The organism is Actinokineospora alba (genome assembly GCF_004362515.1).
Classification (GTDB): Bacteria; Actinomycetota; Actinomycetes; order Mycobacteriales; family Pseudonocardiaceae; genus Actinokineospora; species Actinokineospora alba.
In genome coordinates this window covers 5698474-5716737 of record NZ_SNXU01000001.1, presented here as the reverse complement: position 1 = coordinate 5716737, position 18264 = coordinate 5698474, and the positions used below count along the sequence as shown (strand labels likewise).

Here is an 18264-nt window from a genome sequence, read left to right as displayed (position 1 = left end):
CTGGGCGGATCACCTGTGTGCACGGGACCTGGCGTCCCGACACCGCCATGAGATGCCCGCTTCTCAACAGCCACAAGGCAATTGACAGCGACAACGCACGGAGTTCCGGGGGGTCCTGTGAAGCTGGATGTCAAGAACCGCGTCAAATTCGTCCGCTGGCCCGCGGAGAGCGATCTCCGCGAGGAATGCACCGCGTTGCGTCACCTGTGCCTGCTCATCGTCGAGCACGGCGCGCCACCGCCGGAGGACCTGAGTCCCAACGAGGACTGGGTGCGCCCGCCCATCGTGCCGCAGGACCTGCAGGCCAGGGTCCGCCAACTCGCGGCGCGGGCGGTGCTCAACACCAAGCCGGTGCTCGACCCCGCGGGCATCCTCTACTTCAGGGACGCGTCGGTCACCTTGTCCCTGACCCAGTGCGAGATGTTGGCCCCGCTGATCTCCCGCTTCTGCAGGCTCGTATACCGCGACGAGCTGCGGGAGATCCTCGAACAGTCCGGTGCCAGCTCGTCGAGCAACGCGCTCGACCTGCACGTCATGCGACTGCGGCGCAGGCTGCAGCTCGTCGGGCTCGGGGTGCGCAACGTGTGGGGTCGGGGGTTTGTCGTCGAACCCTTGTAGCTGCCACCGGACGGTTCCAGTGTCGCGGACTTCTCGGCCGGCCGGGCCGCGGCTGAAAGAGATCTTTCACAGTCGGAATCCAAATGATCATGACGCATGCACAGTCGGAGGCGGGCGATTTGCGAACGGTGCCTGAAATTTTCGAGTCCATAGTCGCCAGGTCCGGCGACACCACGGCGGTCGTCTTCGGTGACACCGCCGTCAGCTACACGGAACTCAACGCGCGCGCGAACCGGCTCGCCCGGCGGCTGATCGCCGCGGGCGTCGGGCCGGACGCGCTGGTCGCGATCGCGGTTCCCCGCTCGACCCGGCTGATTGTGGCGGTTCTGGCCGTGCTGAAGGCAGGTGGGGCGTACCTGCCGCTGGACCCGACCTACCCGGCCGACCGGCTCACCCACATGGTCGTCGACGCCAAGCCGATCCTGCTGCTGCGCACGGATCTCGTCACCTCGCTCGACCTCGACGTGCCCGAGCTGGTGGTGGACGACCCGGCGCTCGACGCCGCCGTGGCGGGGGAGCGGGACGGCGATGTCACCGACGCCGAACGCCGCGCGCCGCTGTCCCGCGACCACCTGATGTACGTCATCTACACCTCCGGCTCGACCGGCGTGCCCAAGGGCGTCGCGCTGACCCACGACGGTGTCGCCGACCTGGTCTCGACCCAGGCGAAGCGCTACGGGATCGGTGCCGGTGAGCGGGTGCTGCAGTGGGCGTCGTTCAGCTTCGACGCGTGGTTCTGGGACTTCGCCCTGGCCCTGCTGCAGGGCGGCACCCTCGCCATGGCCGAGCAGCACGAGCTGCTGCCGGGGGAGGCGCTGCGCGAGACGATGCTGCGCCACGACGTCAAGCACGCCGTGCTTCCGCCGGTGGCGCTCGGGATCACCGAGAGCGAAGGTCTCCTGGTCGACGGGACGATCACCTCCACCGGCGACGTGTGCACCAGGTCGCTGGCCGCGGAATGGTCCAAGGGCAGGCGGCTGCTCAACGGCTACGGCCCGACCGAGGTGACTGTCGGCGCCTCCATCGGCGGCCCGATCGAGGGCGTCCAGGAGGAGGTCACGATCGGGACGCCCTGGGACGGAGCGGCGGTCCACGTTCTCGACGAGAAGCTCGGCGAATGCGGCGAGGGCCAGGAAGGCGAGTTCTATCTGGCGGGCAGCGGGTTGGCCCGCGGCTACCTCAACCGGCCGAGCCTCACCGCGAGCCGCTTCGTCGCGAACCCGTTCGGGCCGCCGGGCAGCCGGATGTACCGGTCGGGCGACAAGGGAAGGCGCGACGCCGACGGCGAGCTCTACTTCACCGGCCGCGTCGACAACCAGGTCAAGGTGCGCGGTTTCCGGGTCGAACTCGGCGAGATCGAGACGCGGCTGGAGAGCCACCCCGCCGTGGAACTCGTCGCGGCGGTGGTCGGTGGGCAGGACGCCTCGACCGAGTACATCGTCGCCTACGTCAAACCCACGGCCCGGCACGAGACGACTGACGCGGATGCCTTGGTGGCAGACCTGCGCGAGCACGCCCGCCAGGCCTTGCCCGAGCACATGGTTCCGTCGATCGTCGTGGTGGACGAGTTCCCGACCCTGCTCAACGGCAAGATCGACCGCTCGGCGTTGACCGAGCGGGCGACGCCGGTCAGGAGCGGGGCGGCGGCGCCCGCGGACGGTTCCTTCGAGCAGCTCCTCATCGCCATGGTGATGGACACGCTGAACATCGCGTCGGCGACCCCGCGGGACAATTTCTTCGACCTCGGGGGCCACTCGGTGCTGGCCGCGAAGCTGGCGGGCCGCATGCGCAAGGAGCACGGGGTGGTCGTGCCGATGCGGTCGCTGTTCGAGGCGGAAAGCCTGGCCGACCTGGCCAGGGTCATGCAGGACGCCAAGCAGGGCCAGGGATAGGCCGTCGGGCGCTTGGTCACAGGCCCGGGCCCCGCACCCGGATCACCGGGCGCGGGGCACGGGCCGCGCCGATCAGCCGCCGTAGACGGGGTCCGGCTTCATCAGGCGCAGGGCGATCAGTGCCCGGGACACCGCGATGACGGCCAGTACGCCGATCACCATCCGCGGCTTGAACGCCACCGGCACGCTCATGATCGAGCGCCGCGCGGCGTCGAAGTCGGCGTGCGGGCCGAACAGGCGGAACACGGTGGGCATCTGGGAACCCGCGAACAGGCGGTAGACCAGGCGGGGGTTCTTGAAGGCGGCGGCACGCCATGGCGAGCACCCGAGCACTTTCGCGAAGTCGAGCATGTAGTGGTTGTAGTGCACCAGGGTGCGCAGGTTCGGGTTGCCGTGGAACACGGTGTTCTCGAAGGACGACTGCCGGTCGATCAGCTTCCTCAGCTGGTAGCGGTCCGGCAGCTCCCGCTTGCCGCTGAGCAGCAGGGCGAAGTAGCGGGCCTGCATCTCCGAGCAGGCGGGCACCCCGCCCGCGGCGGGCCGAGCCCAGCCGATGAACACCACGCCCGCGCCGAGGTCCGGGTGGATCATGTGCTTGTACATCGTGCGCACGTCGCTCGCGTCGATGTCCTTGAGGATGTTGAAGTCCTCGCGGTATCCGGTGTTCAGCATGATGGTGTCGATGGGTCGGCGGGTGCCGTCCTTGAACTGGACGTAGTCCTTGCCCAGTCGTTCGATGCCCGAGGCGTTCACGGTCAGCTTGCCGTCGACGATCCGGTGGATGAAGCCTTCGTTCTTGGTCAGGAAGTGGTTGAAGAAGGCGGGATTCTTCGAGTTCCACTCGGCCACCGCCCGGCTGACGGGGTTGTCGGCCTTCGTCCGGTTGCGCTTGTTGCCGAACCGCATCACCGGGTTGGCGATCGCCAGCGGCACCGAGCGCAGCAACTGCGAGGTGAAGGCGTCGTTGGTGTGCGGGCCGCCGCCGGGGTAGCGCTCCACAACGGGCTGGAAGCGGCGCACCGACAGCGTGCAGCTCGCCGCGACGCGGGCGATCTCGTCGACGACGTCGGCCGCCGTCTCGCCGATGCCGACGCAGAGCACCTTCCTGCCCTCGAAAGGGGTGTTGTTGCGGTAGTGGGCCGAGTGGAGGATCTCGCCCTCGAACTCCTCCTGGCCGGGCAGGTCGACGTAGTTCGGGACGCGGTGCGTGCCCGTGGAAATGGCGACCGCGTCGAACTGGTGCGCGACCACGCCCCGCGGGTCGTCGGCGGAGGCGACGTCGACGGTGTAGCCGCCCGTCTTGTTCTTCGCGATGCCCAGAACTTCGGTCTGGTACCGGATGGTGCGGCCGAGGTCGAACCTCTCGGCGAAGTCCAGCAGGTACCGCCGATACCTTGCCGCCGACCAGAACTGGCGGGGCTCGTGCGCAGGCGGCGGGGAGCTGGAGAACGTCATCATGTAGTTCGAGATGGTCAGCATCGTCGACTCGTAGGCCCCCGCCTCGTCGCTGCCGATGTTCTCGCGGAACACGCCGCCGGGCTCGCAGGCCTGTTCGAAACAGGTCACCGAATGGCCTTCGTCCAACAGTTCCTTGATCGCGACCAGGCCGGACGGTCCCGCGCCGATCACACAGACATTCTTTTTCATGGCCCCCCTTGGTAATGGATGGTGCATCCGCCCAGGCTGTGTCCGGTCGACCGGCAGGTTCGCGCCGGTCGGATCAGCGACCCTGGAAACGGACCGGCAAACTCTTGTAGCCGTTGAGGAAGTTCGAGTAGATCGGCCGGGGCGCGCCGCGCGGCTCCATCCGGCCGACCTTGGCGACCAGGGCCCGCAGCAGCGCGCTCAGCTCCGCGCGCCCGAGGTAGGCGCCCAGGCAGAAGTGGGGCCCGTGGCCGAACGAGAGGTGCTTGTTGGGCGAGCGCGACAGGGTGAACCGGCGTGGCTCATCGAAGACCGCCTCGTCGTTGTTGCCCGAGATGGTCCACAGGGTGACGATGTCGCCCTCGCGGACCTCGTGGCCATCGATGGTGAAGTCCGCCTTGGCTGTTCGGGCCAGATGCATCGCGGGCGACGACCAGCGCAGCACCTCTTCCACGGCCGACTCGAAGGACACGGTCCCGTCGCGCAGCGCGTCCCACTGGTCCGGGTTCTCCATCAGGGCGAGCACGGCGCTGATCGCCGACACTCGGGAGGTCTCGTCGCCGCCGAGGATCAGGCTGTAGCAGTTGACCGCGAGCTCGGCCTCGGTCAGGAGTTCGCCTTCGACCCGCGCGGCCGCGAGGGTGCTGATGACGTCGTCGCCCGGGCTCGCCCGGCGCAGCGCGGCCAGCTCCATGAAGTAGAGGACGATCTCATTGCGGGCGCCCAGCGCCTCGAACTCGTCGCTGTCCGCGTGGTCGGACGACAGCGCCATCTTGTTCCACCGCAACAGATCGGCGCGGTCGGCGGCAGGGATGGACAGCAGGTCGCAGATCGTGGTCATCGGCACCTGCTCGGCGACCTCGGTGGCGAAGTCGAAGGTGTCCAGCTCGACGACCTTGGTGATCAAGGCGCCGGTGCGCTCCCGGACCTTCTCGACCACGGACCCGAGAACGCGGGGGGTGAACGCGCTCCAGATCAGGTTGCGCAGCGGGCGGTGCCGCGGCGGGTCGGTCACCGCCACCATGCTCCCGCCCGCGGAGTCGTCGCCGCGCAGCACGACGTCGAGAACGTTGCCCCGCGCGGAACTCAGCGCCTCGTGGTGCAGCAGGGACTGGATGTCCTGATGGCGGGAAACCACCCAGAAACCCGGGTTCCGGCCCATCGGCTCATGCCAGAACACGGGACTGTCCGCGCGCACGGCGCGCCAGAACTCGTGGACGTCGTTCTCGACGAAGGTGGCCGGGGCGGCCAGGTCCAGGGCACGAACGCCGAGAGCCGGGTGAGTCATTGGCCGATCGTCGCAGCCACCGAGGGTGGGCCAAACAAACTCTTCCGGGTTCCTTTCCCGGATGGCCCCGCCGACTCGACGGGCGGGCCCGCTAGTCGTTGAAGTGGCTCAGTCCGGTCTGGTAGGCGATCGCGACCAGCTGCGCCCGGTCCCGCCCGCCGAGCTTGCCCATGATGCGGCTGACGTGCGTTCGGGCGGTCGCCGGACTGAGGAAGAGCGTGGCGCCGATCTCGTGGTTGCTCATGCCCTGCCCGACCAGGGCGAGCACCTCGCGTTCCCGGTCGGTCAGCACCGCGAGCCGGTCCGCCCCGGACTTCGCGGCGCGCCGCTGGACGGTGAACTGGCTGATCAGCCGCCGGGTGATCCGGGGAGCGAGCAGCGCGTCGCCCGCGGCGATCACCCGGATGGCGTGCAGCAGCTCGGCGGGGCCCGCGTCCTTCAGGAGGAAGCCGCTCGCCCCGGCCTGCAGCGCCTCGAACACGTTCTCGTCGGTGTCGTACGTGGTCAGGATCAGGACCTTGACCTGTTCCAGCCCGGCCGTCTCAGCGATCTCCCCCGTGGCGCGGATGCCGTCGAGGCGCGGCATGCGGATGTCCATGAGCACGACGTCCGGGCGGGTGGCGCGAGCCAGCTCCACGGCCTCCGCGCCGTTGGTGGCCTCCCCGACCACGGTGATGTCGTCCTCGAGGTCCAGCAGCACCTTGAACCCGGACCGCACCAGCCGTTCGTCGTCGGCCAGCACCACCTTGATCGGCGAACTCGAGTTCACAGGCGGGACCCGACCGGGGCCAAGGGAAGCCGGGCGGTGACCTCGAAACCGCCGCCTGGACGGGACTTCGCGTCCAGCTCGCCGCCGAGCAACCTGCAGCGTTCCCGCATCCCGACGATGCCGCGGCCCGAGGTGGGCGCGTCCACGGCCGAGGCGACGCGCGGGCCGCGGCCGCCGTCGTCGGTGACCCGGATCCGCAGTGCGTCGACCCCCGGTTCGAGCGCGACCGTGACCTTGGTCGGGCCGACGTGGCGGATCACGTTGGTGATCGACTCCTGGACGATGCGGTAGGCGGCGCTGCCGACCGCGCTGGGCAGCGGTGTCTCCGGCTCGGTCTGCCGCAGGGCGATCTCGAGCCCGGCGTCGCGGGCCTTGGTGGTCAGCTCGTGGATCTGGTCGAGGCCGGGGTAGGGCTCGCGGTCGTCGCCGTCGCGCAGCACCCCGAGGATGGCGCGCATCTCCCGCAGCGCCCGTGAACTGGTCTCCTCGATGGTGCTCAGCGCCTCGCGGGCCTGTTCGGGCCGCTTGTCGAGAACGTGGGCGGTCACCCCGGCCTGCACGTTGATGATGGCGATCGCGCTGGCGACGGTGTCGTGGACCTCGCGGGCGATCCGCAGCCGCTCGGCGTTGACCCGCGCCCTGGCCTCCTCCTCGCGGGACCGCTCGGCGAGTTCCGCCCGCCGCTGCGCGTCGGCCGCGATGACCCGGCGGGAGTGGATCGACACCCCGAGCGTCATGCTGATCACGGCCGCGCCGATGCGGAAGAACACCCAGCCGATCGCGGCGGGTGGATTGATGTCCGCCGCGGCGATGAGCCAGCCGAGGGAGGTCACCCCGGTGCCGACGCCCGCGATCAGCAGCGACCTGCGTCCGCCGTGGGCGGCAAGGGTGTAGATGGCGATGAACAGCGCAAGGCAGGCCAGTCGGTCGGGGTAGCCGAGGGCGAAGTAGACCAGGCTGGCCAACGACGTGATCGCGAACACCGTGACCGGCAGGCGGCGGCGGGCGGCCACCGAGAGCCCGCTGATGGCGAGCAGGACGTAACCGGTGTTGGCGAGGTCGCTGACCGGGCGGGACACCGGTTCGGCGCCCATCGCGTAGCCGGCGCTCTGGAGTTGGACGGCGGTGACAAACAGCGCCAGCACGACGTCAAGGAACCAGGCAGGCCGCCGCGACAACCACGCGGAGATCTGTCGCGACATCATCCGCGGATCCATACCATGATCGTAGGGTATCCCCGGTTGCCCGGGCTCCCGTTCGCAGGCGCGTTCCGGTACGACGACGGGCGTAGCGGCAGCCTCGGCCCGTACGCACGGTGGCGTAGCCACTCCATCTCCACACCGGAGGCGGAACACCCTCCGGTATCGAGAAGATCGCGGCATGAAGAAGGCAGTCAGCATCCTGGCCACCGTGCTTCTCGCGGCCATCCTCGTCCAGTTCTACCTAGCGGCCACCGGCGCGTTCGACAGCGCGCCCAAGGAGGAGTCCTTCGCGCTCCACCGCGGCCTCGGCAACGGCATCCTGCTCAGCGCGGTCCTGCTCGCCATCGGCGCGGCCATCGCCCGCTTCCCCGGCAAGGTGATCGGAATGTCGGGTCTGCTCGCCGTGCTGGTGCTCGCCCAGTCCCTGATCCGCGAGGTCTCGAAGTCGATAGCCGACGGCGGATCCGACGTGGGCAACTACATTTTCGGTCTGCACGCGGTGAACGGGGTGATCATCTTGGGCATCACCGTCACGCTGATGCGGACGTTCCGGCAGGCCGCCTGGAAGGCGGCGGAACCGGCTGCTGTCCCGTCATGACGACCGGCACCCTGCTCATCCTGGACCACGCGATCGCGGTGCTCACCGTGATCGCGTGGTTCGCCGCCGCGGGTACCGCGGCGACGCGGTCCAAGCCCGCCTTCCTCTTGCTGGTGGTCGCGTTGGTCGTGACCGCGGTCAGAATGGTCGCGATCGTGCCGCTGGCCGGCCGCGGCTGGTGGTTCGTCGAGGAGAAGGTGCTGTTCGGGCTGCCGATTCTCGGTGTCGCGGCGGTAGCGGCCGCGGTGCTCGCCGGGCCCCGGCTGCGGGCCGTCGCCCGGTCGCGGGAAACCACTCGATCCGGTGACACCACCGCGGGGGTCGTCGCACTGTTCGCCGCCGCGTTCGCGGCACTGGTCTCGTTCGTGGTGGCGTTCGTCATCGGCTACCCCCTGACTCTCCCGACCGCGCTGATCGCCGTCGCGGCGCTCGTCGCGGCCACGATGCTGACCGCGCGCGTGCTGACGAACCCGGAGGAGAACAAGCCCGAGAGCGAGGAGCGGGCACCCACCGCGGCGGAGCTCAACCGACGCCGGTTCCTCGGCGTCGCGGGAGGCGTCGTCGCGGTCGGCGCCGCAGGCACCGGGATCGGCTTGGCGCTGACCTCCGGCGCGAGCACGACCCAGGGCGGCGGGCCCGGCCCGGCCTCGGTGCCGACCATCTCGATCGCCGACCTGCGCGGCCTGCAAGACCCGGCGCCCGGTGGTGTCGTGCGGACCCAGCTCGTGACCGCGCGCAAGGCCATGGTGAAACTGGAATCCGGCCGCGAGATCGACGCGCTCACCTTCGACGGCACCCTGCCCGGCCCGCCGATCACGGCGACCCAGGGCGACGTCATCGAGGTCAGGCTGCGCAACCAGGACATCGACGACGGCGTGACCCTGCACTGGCATGGCTACGACGTGCCGTGCTCCCAGGACGGCGCGGAAGGGCTCACCCAGGACACGGTCAGGCCCGGCGGCGAATTCGTCTACCGGTTCCGCGCCGACCAAGTGGGGACCTACTGGTACCACACCCATCACTCGTCGCACGTCAACGTGCGCCGGGGCCTCTACGGCACCCTGATCGTGAAGCCCCGCGAAGAGGACGACCGAGGGGCGCTAGATCTTCCGCTGGCCGTGCACACCTTCGACGATGGTGCCACCGTGATCTCCGGCGGCGGCGAGCACGTCGCCGCGCCGGGCACGAAGGTCCGGCTGCGGCTGATCAACACCGACTCCGACCCGCACCGGTTCGCGCTCTCGGGCACCCCGTTCACGCTCGTCGCCGTCGACGGCCGCGACCTCAACGGGCCGGGTGAGATCAGCGAGCAGATACTGCGGCTGGTCGCGGGCGGCCGCTACGACGTCGTGTTCACCATGCCTGCCGAGCCGGTGGTGCTCAGCCTCGACGAGGGCAAGGCCACGGTGTGGGTGTCGCCCAGGGGCGGCAGGCGCGACGACACCGCCGCCGGGCCCGACACCCGGGCGTGGCCGGAACTCGACCTGCTGGCATACGGCACACCCGCCCCGGTCGCCCTGCGCCACGAGACCGCGAACCGGAACTTCACCCTGGTGTTGGGCCGAGGGCTGGCCATGGTCGACGGCTCGCCGTCCTACGCGCAGACCGTCAACGGCCTAGGGCACCCGTCGATCCCGGACCAGCTCGTCGCCGAGGGCGACACCGTGCGGTTCACCGTGGTGAACCGGAGCCTGGAGACCCATCCCTGGCACCTGCACGGCCACCCCGTGCTGGTCCTGTCCAGGGACGGTGTCCCGGCGTCGGGCAGCCCGCTGTGGGTCGACACCTTCGACGTGCGCCCGGGCGAGGTGTGGGAGGTCGCGTTCAAGGCCGGCAACCCCGGCATCTGGATGAACCACTGCCACAACCTCCCGCACGTCGACCAGGGCATGATGCTGCGCCTGCGCTACGACGGCGTCGTCTCCCCGTTCGGCGGTGGGCACTCGGGCCACCACGACTGACCCGCGGGGGTGTCACCCCAGTCGCGGGATCCGCGGGTACCGCGCCCTGATCACCTCGCCCGCCAGCGGACCCTGGGCGAAGACGAAGCCGGGTGCGTCCACCGGCGCGCCGGTGACCTGGTCCACCACGACCGGGTTCACCGGCGCCCCCGACTCGGCGTCGACCAGGACGACAGCACGGTCCTGCTCGGCCAGCCGGTGGTTCCCGAACGCGGCCATGACCAGCAGCACCGGGCGCAGCGCACGGCCGAGGTCGGTCAGCCGGTATTCGGTGTCGTCGGCGCCGGTGTCCACGACCTCCAGCAGGCCCTTGGCCACAAGATCGCCGAGCCGCTCCCGCAGCACGTCGGGTGCGGTGGTGAGGTTGCGCTGGATCGCCGTGAACCGGGTGTGGCCGTCGAAGACCTCGTGCGCGATCTCGAGCGTCCACCAGTGTCCGATCGTCTCGACGGCCCGCCCCAGCGGGCAGTCGGGGACACGGGACTTCGGACCCGGCAGGCGCGCGCCGTCCCGGGTGTCGGTCAGGTCGGCGGTCATGTTTCGCTCCAACGGTTTCGGGGGGACGCGGGGGTTGTCGGACTCGGCCGGTCGCTACTTTCGGTCGGTGTCCGCGCCGGGCGGGTTCGGGCCATTAAGCGACCAGTACCGGCGCATCCCGTACAGCAGTGGGCTTGGCTCGTCGTCGGCGTGCGTGGTCACGCCGACGACGTCGCCGAAGACCACCACGTGGTCTCCGACCGACAGCGTGCCGCTGACCAGGCAGGCCGCGACCGTGTGGGCGTCCTCGACCAGTTGCGGCACACCGGTATCCGGGTCCCGGACCCAGGTGATCTTGTCGAACCGGTCCGCGTCGCCGGAGGCGAACAGCGTCGCCGCCCGTTCGGCCCGGTCGTGCAGCAGGTTCACCGCGAACACGGTCCGTTCGAGCAGCGCCGCCAGGGTCGGGCTCTCCGCGCGCAGGCACGCCAGCAGGGTCGGCGGCTTCAGCGACACGCTGCACACTGACGAGCAGGTCATTCCCCACGGCTCGCCGTCCGGCCCGGAGGTGGTCACGATGGCCACCGCGGCCGGATGCGTGGTCATGAGGGACCGGAACTGCGCCGGGTCGACGTGGGTGTACGGGGCCGTGGCGGTCACCGGATCCGGCATGGTCTGCATCTCCTCTTCGGGCCGCCGGTCAGACGCATTCGTCCACGAAATCGAGCAGCAGCCGAACCCCGGTCTCGAGCTGCGTGGGGTCGACGCAGAAGGCGATCCGGATCAGGCTCCTGGCCCAGGGCGCGTAGTCGTGGGAGACGATCCGGCCCTGGTCGTCGAGCGTCGGGCGCATCGCGAAACCGTTGCCGGGCACCACGGCGACGCCTTTGCTCTCCAGCAGGCGCATCGCGAAGGTCTCCGCGTCCAGCCCGGTCTTGCCCACGTCCAGCATCGCGTACCACCCACCGGCGGGCAGCTCCCGCAGCAACCCGGCCTCGGCGAGCGCGGGCAGCGCGACGTCCCGGTTGCGCTGCACCGCCTTGCGGTTGGTCGCCGCGGCGTCGGCCCGGCTCTTCAGCGCGGCGATGCCCGCGTGCTGCACCGGGGTCGAGGTGCCGATGATGTTGGCCTCCTGCACGACCTTCATCACGTCGGCGGCCCGGTCGTCGGCCAGCGCGACGTAGCCGAGGCGGTAGCCGGTCATGGCGAAGCTCTTCGAGAAGGTGAACACGCTGTGCACGATGCGCTCATCGACGGGCAGGTCGCGTTCGAGGGAGGCCACCGACAGGTGCTCGCGCTCGTAGCAGAAGTGCTCGTAGGCCTCGTCGCTGATGACGTGCCAACCGCGGCCGCGAGCCAGCGCGAGCAGGGCGCCGATCTCGTCGGCGTCGAGCACGACGCCCGTCGGGTTGGCGGGGGAGTTGATCAGCAGCACCTTGGTGCGCGGGGTCGCGGCGGCGGCGATCACCTCGGGGTCGGGCCGGAAGTCCTTGCCGAGTGGGTAAAGCACCGGCCGAAAGCCCGCGAGCAGGGCCTGCTGCAGGTGCACCGGCCAGTGCAGTTCCGGCAGCAGGATCTCGGCGCCGGGTTCGGCGAGCGTCTTCAGCAGCGAGAACAACCCCTGGCAGGACCCCGGCGTGACCAGGACCCGTGAGGCCGCGGTGTCGATGCCGTTGTCGTCGCGCAGCTTCTCGACGATGGCCTCGCGCAGGTCGACGAGACCTTCGATGCCCATGTAGCGGGTATCGCCCCGCCGGACCGCGGCGACGAACGCATCGGCCACGTCTTCGGTCGGGGTGTAGTACGGCTCGCCGACGTGCAGCTTGACGACCTCCTCGCCGGTCTGCCGCTCCCGCGCCTCGGCCGCCCGGAAGATGCCGTGCAGGCACGACGAGGGGATCGATCCCGCGGCGGACAGGATGTCTGGACTCACGCTGGTACCACCTTCTGATCCGGTAGGGCTGATTGCGTGCAGGGCTGCTTGGGATTCGTCATGCGGTGCGGCCACCGTCGATGGGGATCAGCGCGCCGGTGACCCAGCCCGACAGTTCCGGGTCGAGCAGCAGCCCGACCCAGCGGCCGATCTCCGCCTCCTCGCCGAAGCGGCCCATGGGCGTCGACGCGACCAGCTCCACCCGCAGCCGGTCGATGCCCGCGCCGTCGAGGCCGGTCGCCGTCCACATCGGGGTGTCCACCGGCCCGGGGAGGATCGCGTTCACCCGGACGTCCGGCGCGAGTTCGCGCGCCAGTGAGCGGGTGAGGCTGTTGAGGGCCGCCTTGGTCGCGCCGTAGTAGGCCCGGCCCGGCATGGACAGCACACCGCCGACCGAGGAGATGTTGACGACGCTGCCGTTGCGGGCCCGAAGCTCGGGCAGCGCGCACCTGATCAGCTCGGCGGGCGCGCGGACGTTGACGGCGAACATCGCGTCGAGGTCCTCGGGGTCGGCCACGTCGAGCTTGCCGAAGCGGGCCATGCCCGCGTTGTTCACCACCGCGTCGAGCACACCGAAGCGGTCGGTCGCCGTCGCGACGATCTGCTCGGCCGCACCAGCGGCGCGGACATCGCGCGCAGCGACCGCGACGGCGTCGCCGTAGCGGTCCGCCAGTTCGCGCAGCGGCTCCTCGCGGCGACCGACGACGGTGACGAGGGCGCCCGACTTCAGCAGGCACTCGGCGATGCCCCGGCCGATGCCGGTGGCCGCGCCGGTGACCACGACCGACTTCCCGGCGAGGCTCATCGCGCCGCCGCGGTGTTGTTGGCGTGCTCGGCGTGCTCGGCGTGCTCGGCGTGCTCGGCGTGCTTGGCGTTGTCGGCGCGGGAAGCGAGGCGAACGGTCATCTCGGAGATGTCGGCGATCAGCTCCGTCGGATTCTCGGCGAACGCGAAGTGGCCGCCCGGCCACGACCGCGTGCTGAACTCGCCGCGGGCCACCGACGCCCACCTCGCCACCGCCTCGGCGTCGACCAACGGGTCCTCGGTGAAGTGGTAGGCGCGGACCGGGACCGTCAGCGGCAGCGCGTCCGGATCGGGCGCGTAGGTCTCGTGCAGGGCGATGTCCGACCGCAACACCGGCAGCAGCAGCTCACGCAGGTCGGGGTCGTCAGCGAGCTCCGGCTCGATCCCCCCGAGTTCACGCACGGCCGACCAGAGGTCGTCGTCGGAGCCGTGGTGGGTGGTCCCGCCGCCCGCGTGCCGGGGTGCGCGCGCGCCCGAGACGAACAGCGCCCGCGCCGACCTGCCATCGTCCTGCAATACCCGCGCCGTCTCGTAGGCGACCAGGGAACCAAAGCTGTGGCCGAACAGCGCCCAGTCCGCCGGGCCGAGCGTGCGGAGTTCCGCCGCGACACCGGAAGCCATTTCGGCGACACCGCCCGCGGGGTCTTCGGCGATCCGGTCCCCGTGGCCGGGGTACTGCACCGCGAAGAGTCCGATGTCCTCGGGCAGCGCCGCCGCCCAGCCGCGGAAGGTCACCGCCGACCCACCGGAATGCGGGAAACAGAGAAGCCGAACGGCTGGGTCCTCCCGACTGGTGATGGCCCGTACCCAGCCTCGGTCACGTGTGCGTGCGCGGTTCACACGAACGAGGGTCACGACGGCCCTGGGCCACTCGCCGCAAACTTTCAAAGCTCTGTCGGGGCTCGGTGCGGCCTCGGGGCGGTCTGACCGAGTCTGGGGGTGTCGCAACCGAGGAGGACACATGCTGGACGGGTTCGTGCCGTGGCCACCCGATCTCGCCGAGCGCTACCGCGGCGCGGGCTACTGGAAGGGCGTCGCCATCGGGCAGCTCGTCGCCGAGAGCGCCCAACGCCATCCTGACAAGATCGCCGCGGTCGACGCGACCCGTCGGGTCACCTACACCCAGCTCCTCGACGAGGCCGACCGGATCGCCGCCGGCCTGGCCGGGCTCGGCGTGGGCCCGGGCGACCGGGTCATGCTGCACCTGCCCAATGTCATCGAGTTCCTCACCACGATGGTCGGTCTGTTCCGGCTCGGCGCGATTCCCGTGATGGCCCTGCCCGGCCACCGCCGCGACGAGATCACCCAGCTCGCGATCGCCTCGGGCGCCGTGGGCTACGTCGGCCCCGACCGGTTTCAGGGCTTTGACTTTCGCGCGCTGGCCCGCGAGGTCCAGGCCGACGCGCCGCAGCTCAAGCACGTCGTGATCGTCGGTGACGCCGCCGAGTTCACCGCCCTCGCCGACCTGGCCAAGTCCGAACTCAATGACCTGCCGCCGGTCGACGCCGCCGAAGTGGCGCTGCTGCTGCTGTCGGGCGGGACCACCGGCGTGCCGAAGCTGATCCCCAGGACCCACGACGACTACGCCTACAACATGTTCGCCTGCGCGGCGGTGGTCGAGTTCACCGAGGACAGCGTCTACCTCGCCGCGAACCCCGTCCCGCACAACGCCGCGCTCGGCTGCCCTGGTGCGCTCGGCGCGCTGGTTGTCGGCGGGAAGGCCGTGCTCGCGGGCAATCCCAGCCCGGAGCTGGTGTTCCCGCTGATCACGAACGAGGGCGTCACCCACACCGCGCTGGTGCCCGCTTTGGCGCTGCTGTGGGCTGAAGCCGCCCAGACCATGCCTGTCGACATGACCGCGATGGTGATCCAGGTCGGCAGCTCGAAGTTCAGCGCCACAGCGGTCCAGCGGGTCCGCACGAGCCTGGGCTGCCGGCTGATGAACGTCTACGGCATCGGCGAGGGCCTGATCACCTCCACCCGCCTCAGCGACCCGATCGAGCTGGTCTACACCTGTGAGGGCAGGCCGATCTGCCCCGACGACGAGATCCGCGTCGTCGACGCCGAGGGCAACGACGTCCCCACGGGTGTGACCGGGGAGCTGCTGACCCGCGGCCCGTACACGATCCGCGGCTACTTCGCCGCGCCCGAGGTCAACCGCCGTTCGTTCACCCCGGATGGCTTCTACCGCTCGGGTGACCTGGCCAAGCTGACCGACGACGGCAACCTCGTCATCGAGGGCAGGCTCAAGGACATCATCCACCACCTCGGGGAGAAGGTCTCCGCCGAGGAAGTGGAGAGCCACGTGCTGACCCACTCCCAGATCCGCGACACCGCCGTGGTCGGCGTCCCCGACGAGCGGCGCGACGAGCGCCTCTGCGTCTTCGTGGTGCTCGCCGTCGACGCCGACACCGGCCCGCCGCCGACGCTGCGGACGATCCGGGAGCACATCCGCGGACGCGGCCTAGCGTCGTACAAGCTGCCGGACGAGTTGATCATCATGCCCGATCTCCCGCGCACACCGGTCGGAAAGGTCGACAAGAACGCGCTGCGCTCGAGCCTGACGCAGCCGCAGGGCAGCTGAGCGCCCATCCGTGCCGCGACGGCTGGTGAGAAGGGACTTACGCGATGACCAAGCCGGTACCCACAGGCCATCTTCCGGCCTACGGGGAAATCCTCCACCTCGACGAGTTCCTCGAACTGGCCTGCGTGCACGACACGCCGGACCGCACGCTGTTCTTCGCGGCGCACCAGTCCTGTGAGATCTGGTTCGCCGTGGTGCTGCGCCACCTCGAGCAGGCACGCGACGCGCTCACCCGCGACGACGGGCTCGTCGCGGTCGCGCTGCTCGACCGGCTGCCCCACCTGATGCGGGTCGTCGCCGAGCACTTCGCCGTGCTGATGACCCTGACCCCGCAGTCCTTCGACGAGATCCGGGCGACGCTCGGGACCTCCAGCGGATTCCAGTCCGCCCAGTACCGCGAGATCGAATTCCTCTGCGGCGCAAGGGATCCCCGTTTCCTGAACATCTCGGGGCTCAACGACGGTGAGCGGGCCAGGCTGGTGGCGCGGCTGGATGAGAAGTCCCTGGGCGGCGCCTTCGTCGAGTACCGGGCGCGGGTGGGCGCCGACGCGGTGGAACCCGGTTTCCTCGTCGAGCGGGTGCACACCGCGTTGTCGAACCTCGACGACTCGGTGCGGGCGTGGCGGGCGCTGCACGCCGAGCTGGCGGAAAAGCTCCTTGGCGGTGCGCAGGGCACGGCAGGCTCATCGGGCGCCGCGTACCTGTGGCGATCGACCAGACGAACGTTGTTCCCCGAGGTCTTCCCGCAGCACGAGAGCGGCGATGGCGAGGACCCGGTGCGGGGCGACGGCGGCTGGGCCTGACTCGCCTCACCACACACCAAGCGCTCACCAAACACACCAAGCGAGCACCTGTTTAAGGAGAAACGCAGCAATGACGAAAAGTGGCGCTGCCGCCAACCTGACCGACCCGGGCAAGACCAAGAGCGTCGTCATCGTCGGTGGCGGCACGGCAGGCTGGATGACCGCCGCCTACCTCAAGGCCGCCTTCGGCGACCGGATCGACGTCACCGTCGTGGAGTCGGCCCACATCGGCTCCATCGGGGTCGGTGAGGCGACCTTCAGCGACATCCGGCACTTCTTCGAGTTCCTCCGGCTGGAGGAGTCGGACTGGATGCCCGCCTGCAACGCCACCTACAAGCTCGGGGTGCGGTTCGAGGACTGGCGCGAACCCGGTCACCACTTCTACCACCCGTTCGAGCAGCTCGGGTCGGTCGACGGCTTCCCGTTGAGCGACTGGTGGCTGCGGATGCCGCAGTCGAGCCGGTTCGACCGCGACTGCTTCGTCATGGCCGCGCTGTGCGACGCCGAGCGCTCACCCCGCTACGCGGACGGCACGCCGCTGGCCCAGGGCGTGTTCGAGAATGTCGGCGGCGGCCAGTCGGCGCGGTCGAACATCGCCGAGTACCAGGGCGCGCAGTTCCCGTACGCGTACCACTTCGAGGCCCACCTGCTGGCGAAGTTCTTGACGAAGTACGGCACCGACCGCGGCGTCAAGCACATCACCGACAACGTCGTCGATGTCGCGCTCGACGAGCAGGGCTTCGTCTCGCACGTGGACACCGCCGAGAACGGGCGGCTGTCCGGCGACCTCTACATCGACTGCACCGGCTTCCGCGCGCTGCTGCTGAAGCAGGCCCTCGGCGAGCCGTTCGTGTCCTTCCAGGACACCCTGCCCAACAACAGCGCGGTCGCCCTGCAGGTCCCGATGGACATGGAGCGCAAGGCGATCCGCCCGTGCACCACTGCGACCGCCCAGGACGCGGGCTGGATCTGGACGATCCCGCTGATCAGCCGCATCGGCACCGGCTACGTCTACGCCGACGAGTACCTCTCGGCCGAGGACGCCGAGAAGACCCTGCGCGAGTTCGTCGGCCCCGAGGCCGCGGACATCCCGGCCAACCACATCAAGATGCGCATCGGCCGCAGTGAGCGCTCCTGGGTGAAGAACGTCGTCGGGATCGGCCTGGCCGCGGGCTTCGTCGAGCCCCTGGAGTCGACCGGCATCTTCTTCATCCACCACGCCATCGAGCAGATCGTCCGGTACTTCCCGGGCGGTCGCGACGACGACGTGCGCCGCGACGCGTTCAACCGCTCGATCGAGCACGTGATGGAGGGTGTCCGCGAGTTCCTGTGTCTGCACTACGTCGGCGCGAAGCGGGCCGACAACCAGTACTGGAAGGACACCAAGACCCGCAAGATCCCGGACGCGCTCGCCGAGCGCATCGAGATCTGGAAGCACAAGGTGCCGGACTCGGAGTCGGTCTACCCGTACTACCACGGTCTGCCGCCATACTCCTACAACTGCATCCTGCTCGGCGCGGGCGGCATCGAGGTCAAGCACTCTCCGGCGCTGGACCTGGCCGACCCGACCGCCGCGCAGGTCGAGTTCGACCGCATTCGGCTCAAGGCGGACAAGCTGGTTCAGGAACTGCCGAGCCAGAACGAGTTCTTCGCCGCCATGCGCGCCAACGCCAAGTAGCCCCGCGTGTGTT

General features: G+C 69.9%; 16 protein-coding genes. 7 read left to right on the top strand and 9 right to left on the bottom strand.

What is annotated here, in order from left to right; genetic code table 11:
• Positions 1 to 117: 117 nt before the first annotated feature.
• The gene (locus tag C8E96_RS26125) at positions 118 to 618 is read left to right on the top strand and encodes a winged helix-turn-helix domain-containing protein (protein ID WP_091369555.1); all 501 of its coding nucleotides are present in this window, start codon (positions 118 to 120) and stop codon (positions 616 to 618) included.
• Between the two features lie 128 nt (positions 619 to 746).
• Positions 747 to 2510 (top strand): non-ribosomal peptide synthetase, encoded by a 1764-nt coding sequence (locus C8E96_RS26120; protein WP_228769627.1) that lies wholly within the window; start codon positions 747 to 749, stop codon positions 2508 to 2510.
• A 72-nt stretch (positions 2511 to 2582) separates the two neighbouring features.
• Here the strand turns inward: C8E96_RS26120 and C8E96_RS26115 are convergent, their stop codons facing one another.
• The 4 genes from C8E96_RS26115 to C8E96_RS26100 all read right to left on the bottom strand — a co-directional run bounded on the left by C8E96_RS26115 (position 2583) and on the right by C8E96_RS26100 (position 7428).
• A complete protein-coding gene (locus C8E96_RS26115; protein ID WP_166658126.1) occupies positions 2583 to 4157 on the bottom strand; it encodes a flavin-containing monooxygenase in 1575 nt (524 codons plus the stop codon).
• A gap of 73 nt (positions 4158 to 4230) precedes the next feature.
• Positions 4231 to 5442: a cytochrome P450 gene (locus tag C8E96_RS26110; protein WP_091369551.1), complete on the bottom strand. Its 1212-nt coding sequence runs from the start codon at positions 5440 to 5442 to the stop codon at positions 4231 to 4233.
• Between the two features lie 91 nt (positions 5443 to 5533).
• Positions 5534 to 6211 carry a response regulator transcription factor gene (locus C8E96_RS26105; RefSeq protein ID WP_091369548.1) on the bottom strand — a complete coding sequence of 226 codons (678 nt, stop codon included), beginning with the start codon at positions 6209 to 6211 and terminating at the stop codon, positions 5534 to 5536.
• Positions 6208 to 7428 carry a sensor histidine kinase gene (locus tag C8E96_RS26100; protein WP_228769626.1) on the bottom strand — a complete coding sequence of 407 codons (1221 nt, stop codon included), beginning with the start codon at positions 7426 to 7428 and terminating at the stop codon, positions 6208 to 6210. Before C8E96_RS26100 ends, C8E96_RS26105 begins: the two co-directional genes overlap by 4 nt.
• A gap of 163 nt (positions 7429 to 7591) precedes the next feature.
• Between C8E96_RS26100 and C8E96_RS26095 the strand changes: the two genes are divergently transcribed.
• Positions 7592 to 8011 (top strand): DUF6220 domain-containing protein, encoded by a 420-nt coding sequence (locus C8E96_RS26095; protein WP_091369546.1) that lies wholly within the window; start codon positions 7592 to 7594, stop codon positions 8009 to 8011.
• The gene (locus tag C8E96_RS26090) at positions 8008 to 9972 is read left to right on the top strand and encodes a multicopper oxidase family protein (protein WP_091369543.1); all 1965 of its coding nucleotides are present in this window, start codon (positions 8008 to 8010) and stop codon (positions 9970 to 9972) included. The genes C8E96_RS26095 and C8E96_RS26090 overlap by 4 nt, the downstream gene beginning before the upstream one ends.
• A 12-nt stretch (positions 9973 to 9984) precedes the next feature.
• On the opposite strand, the gene C8E96_RS26085 is transcribed toward C8E96_RS26090, so the two are convergent.
• From C8E96_RS26085 to C8E96_RS26065, 5 genes are read right to left on the bottom strand one after another with little or no spacing between them, the layout of a single operon-like run.
• Entirely contained in the window at positions 9985 to 10509 is a 525-nt protein-coding gene (locus tag C8E96_RS26085; protein ID WP_091369541.1) for a winged helix-turn-helix transcriptional regulator, read from the bottom strand.
• Positions 10510 to 10563: 54 nt separating this feature from the next.
• Entirely contained in the window at positions 10564 to 11121 is a 558-nt protein-coding gene (locus C8E96_RS26080; protein ID WP_091370155.1) for a flavin reductase family protein, read from the bottom strand.
• Positions 11122 to 11149: 28 nt separating this feature from the next.
• Complete coding sequence (locus tag C8E96_RS26075) at positions 11150 to 12382, bottom strand: pyridoxal phosphate-dependent aminotransferase (protein WP_091369539.1); 1233 nt, start codon at positions 12380 to 12382, stop codon at positions 11150 to 11152.
• Positions 12383 to 12440: 58 nt separating this feature from the next.
• Positions 12441 to 13187: an SDR family NAD(P)-dependent oxidoreductase gene (locus C8E96_RS26070; RefSeq protein WP_091369537.1), complete on the bottom strand. Its 747-nt coding sequence runs from the start codon at positions 13185 to 13187 to the stop codon at positions 12441 to 12443.
• The gene (locus C8E96_RS26065; RefSeq protein ID WP_091369536.1) at positions 13184 to 14149 is read right to left on the bottom strand and encodes a thioesterase II family protein; all 966 of its coding nucleotides are present in this window, start codon (positions 14147 to 14149) and stop codon (positions 13184 to 13186) included. The genes C8E96_RS26070 and C8E96_RS26065 overlap by 4 nt, the downstream gene beginning before the upstream one ends.
• Here C8E96_RS26065 and C8E96_RS26060 point away from each other — a divergent pair.
• The 3 genes from C8E96_RS26060 to C8E96_RS26050 all read left to right on the top strand — a co-directional run bounded on the left by C8E96_RS26060 (position 14148) and on the right by C8E96_RS26050 (position 18251).
• Positions 14148 to 15770, top strand: coding sequence for a (2,3-dihydroxybenzoyl)adenylate synthase (locus C8E96_RS26060; RefSeq protein ID WP_091369534.1), 1623 nt, complete (start codon positions 14148 to 14150; stop codon positions 15768 to 15770). The genes C8E96_RS26065 and C8E96_RS26060 overlap by 2 nt on opposite strands.
• Before the next feature lie 44 nt (positions 15771 to 15814).
• The gene (locus C8E96_RS26055; protein ID WP_091369532.1) at positions 15815 to 16573 is read left to right on the top strand and encodes a tryptophan 2,3-dioxygenase family protein; all 759 of its coding nucleotides are present in this window, start codon (positions 15815 to 15817) and stop codon (positions 16571 to 16573) included.
• Positions 16574 to 16643: 70 nt separating this feature from the next.
• The gene (locus C8E96_RS26050; protein WP_091369530.1) at positions 16644 to 18251 is read left to right on the top strand and encodes a tryptophan halogenase family protein; all 1608 of its coding nucleotides are present in this window, start codon (positions 16644 to 16646) and stop codon (positions 18249 to 18251) included.
• Positions 18252 to 18264: the final 13 nt, after the last annotated feature.

Coding starts and splice junctions, on each gene's coding strand:
- C8E96_RS26065 (WP_091369536.1), bottom strand. CDS start 14,149: ATGTGTCCTCCTCGGTTGCGACACCCCCAGACTCGGTCAGACCGCCCC.
- C8E96_RS26115 (WP_166658126.1), bottom strand. CDS start 4,157: ATGAAAAAGAATGTCTGTGTGATCGGCGCGGGACCGTCCGGCCTGGTC.
- C8E96_RS26080 (WP_091370155.1), bottom strand. CDS start 11,121: ATGCCGGATCCGGTGACCGCCACGGCCCCGTACACCCACGTCGACCCG.
- C8E96_RS26110 (WP_091369551.1), bottom strand. CDS start 5,442: ATGACTCACCCGGCTCTCGGCGTTCGTGCCCTGGACCTGGCCGCCCCG.
- C8E96_RS26060 (WP_091369534.1), top strand. CDS start 14,148: ATGCTGGACGGGTTCGTGCCGTGGCCACCCGATCTCGCCGAGCGCTAC.
- C8E96_RS26050 (WP_091369530.1), top strand. CDS start 16,644: ATGACGAAAAGTGGCGCTGCCGCCAACCTGACCGACCCGGGCAAGACC.
- C8E96_RS26085 (WP_091369541.1), bottom strand. CDS start 10,509: ATGACCGCCGACCTGACCGACACCCGGGACGGCGCGCGCCTGCCGGGT.
- C8E96_RS26055 (WP_091369532.1), top strand. CDS start 15,815: ATGACCAAGCCGGTACCCACAGGCCATCTTCCGGCCTACGGGGAAATC.
- C8E96_RS26095 (WP_091369546.1), top strand. CDS start 7,592: ATGAAGAAGGCAGTCAGCATCCTGGCCACCGTGCTTCTCGCGGCCATC.
- C8E96_RS26090 (WP_091369543.1), top strand. CDS start 8,008: ATGACGACCGGCACCCTGCTCATCCTGGACCACGCGATCGCGGTGCTC.
- C8E96_RS26100 (WP_228769626.1), bottom strand. CDS start 7,428: ATGGATCCGCGGATGATGTCGCGACAGATCTCCGCGTGGTTGTCGCGG.
- C8E96_RS26070 (WP_091369537.1), bottom strand. CDS start 13,187: ATGAGCCTCGCCGGGAAGTCGGTCGTGGTCACCGGCGCGGCCACCGGC.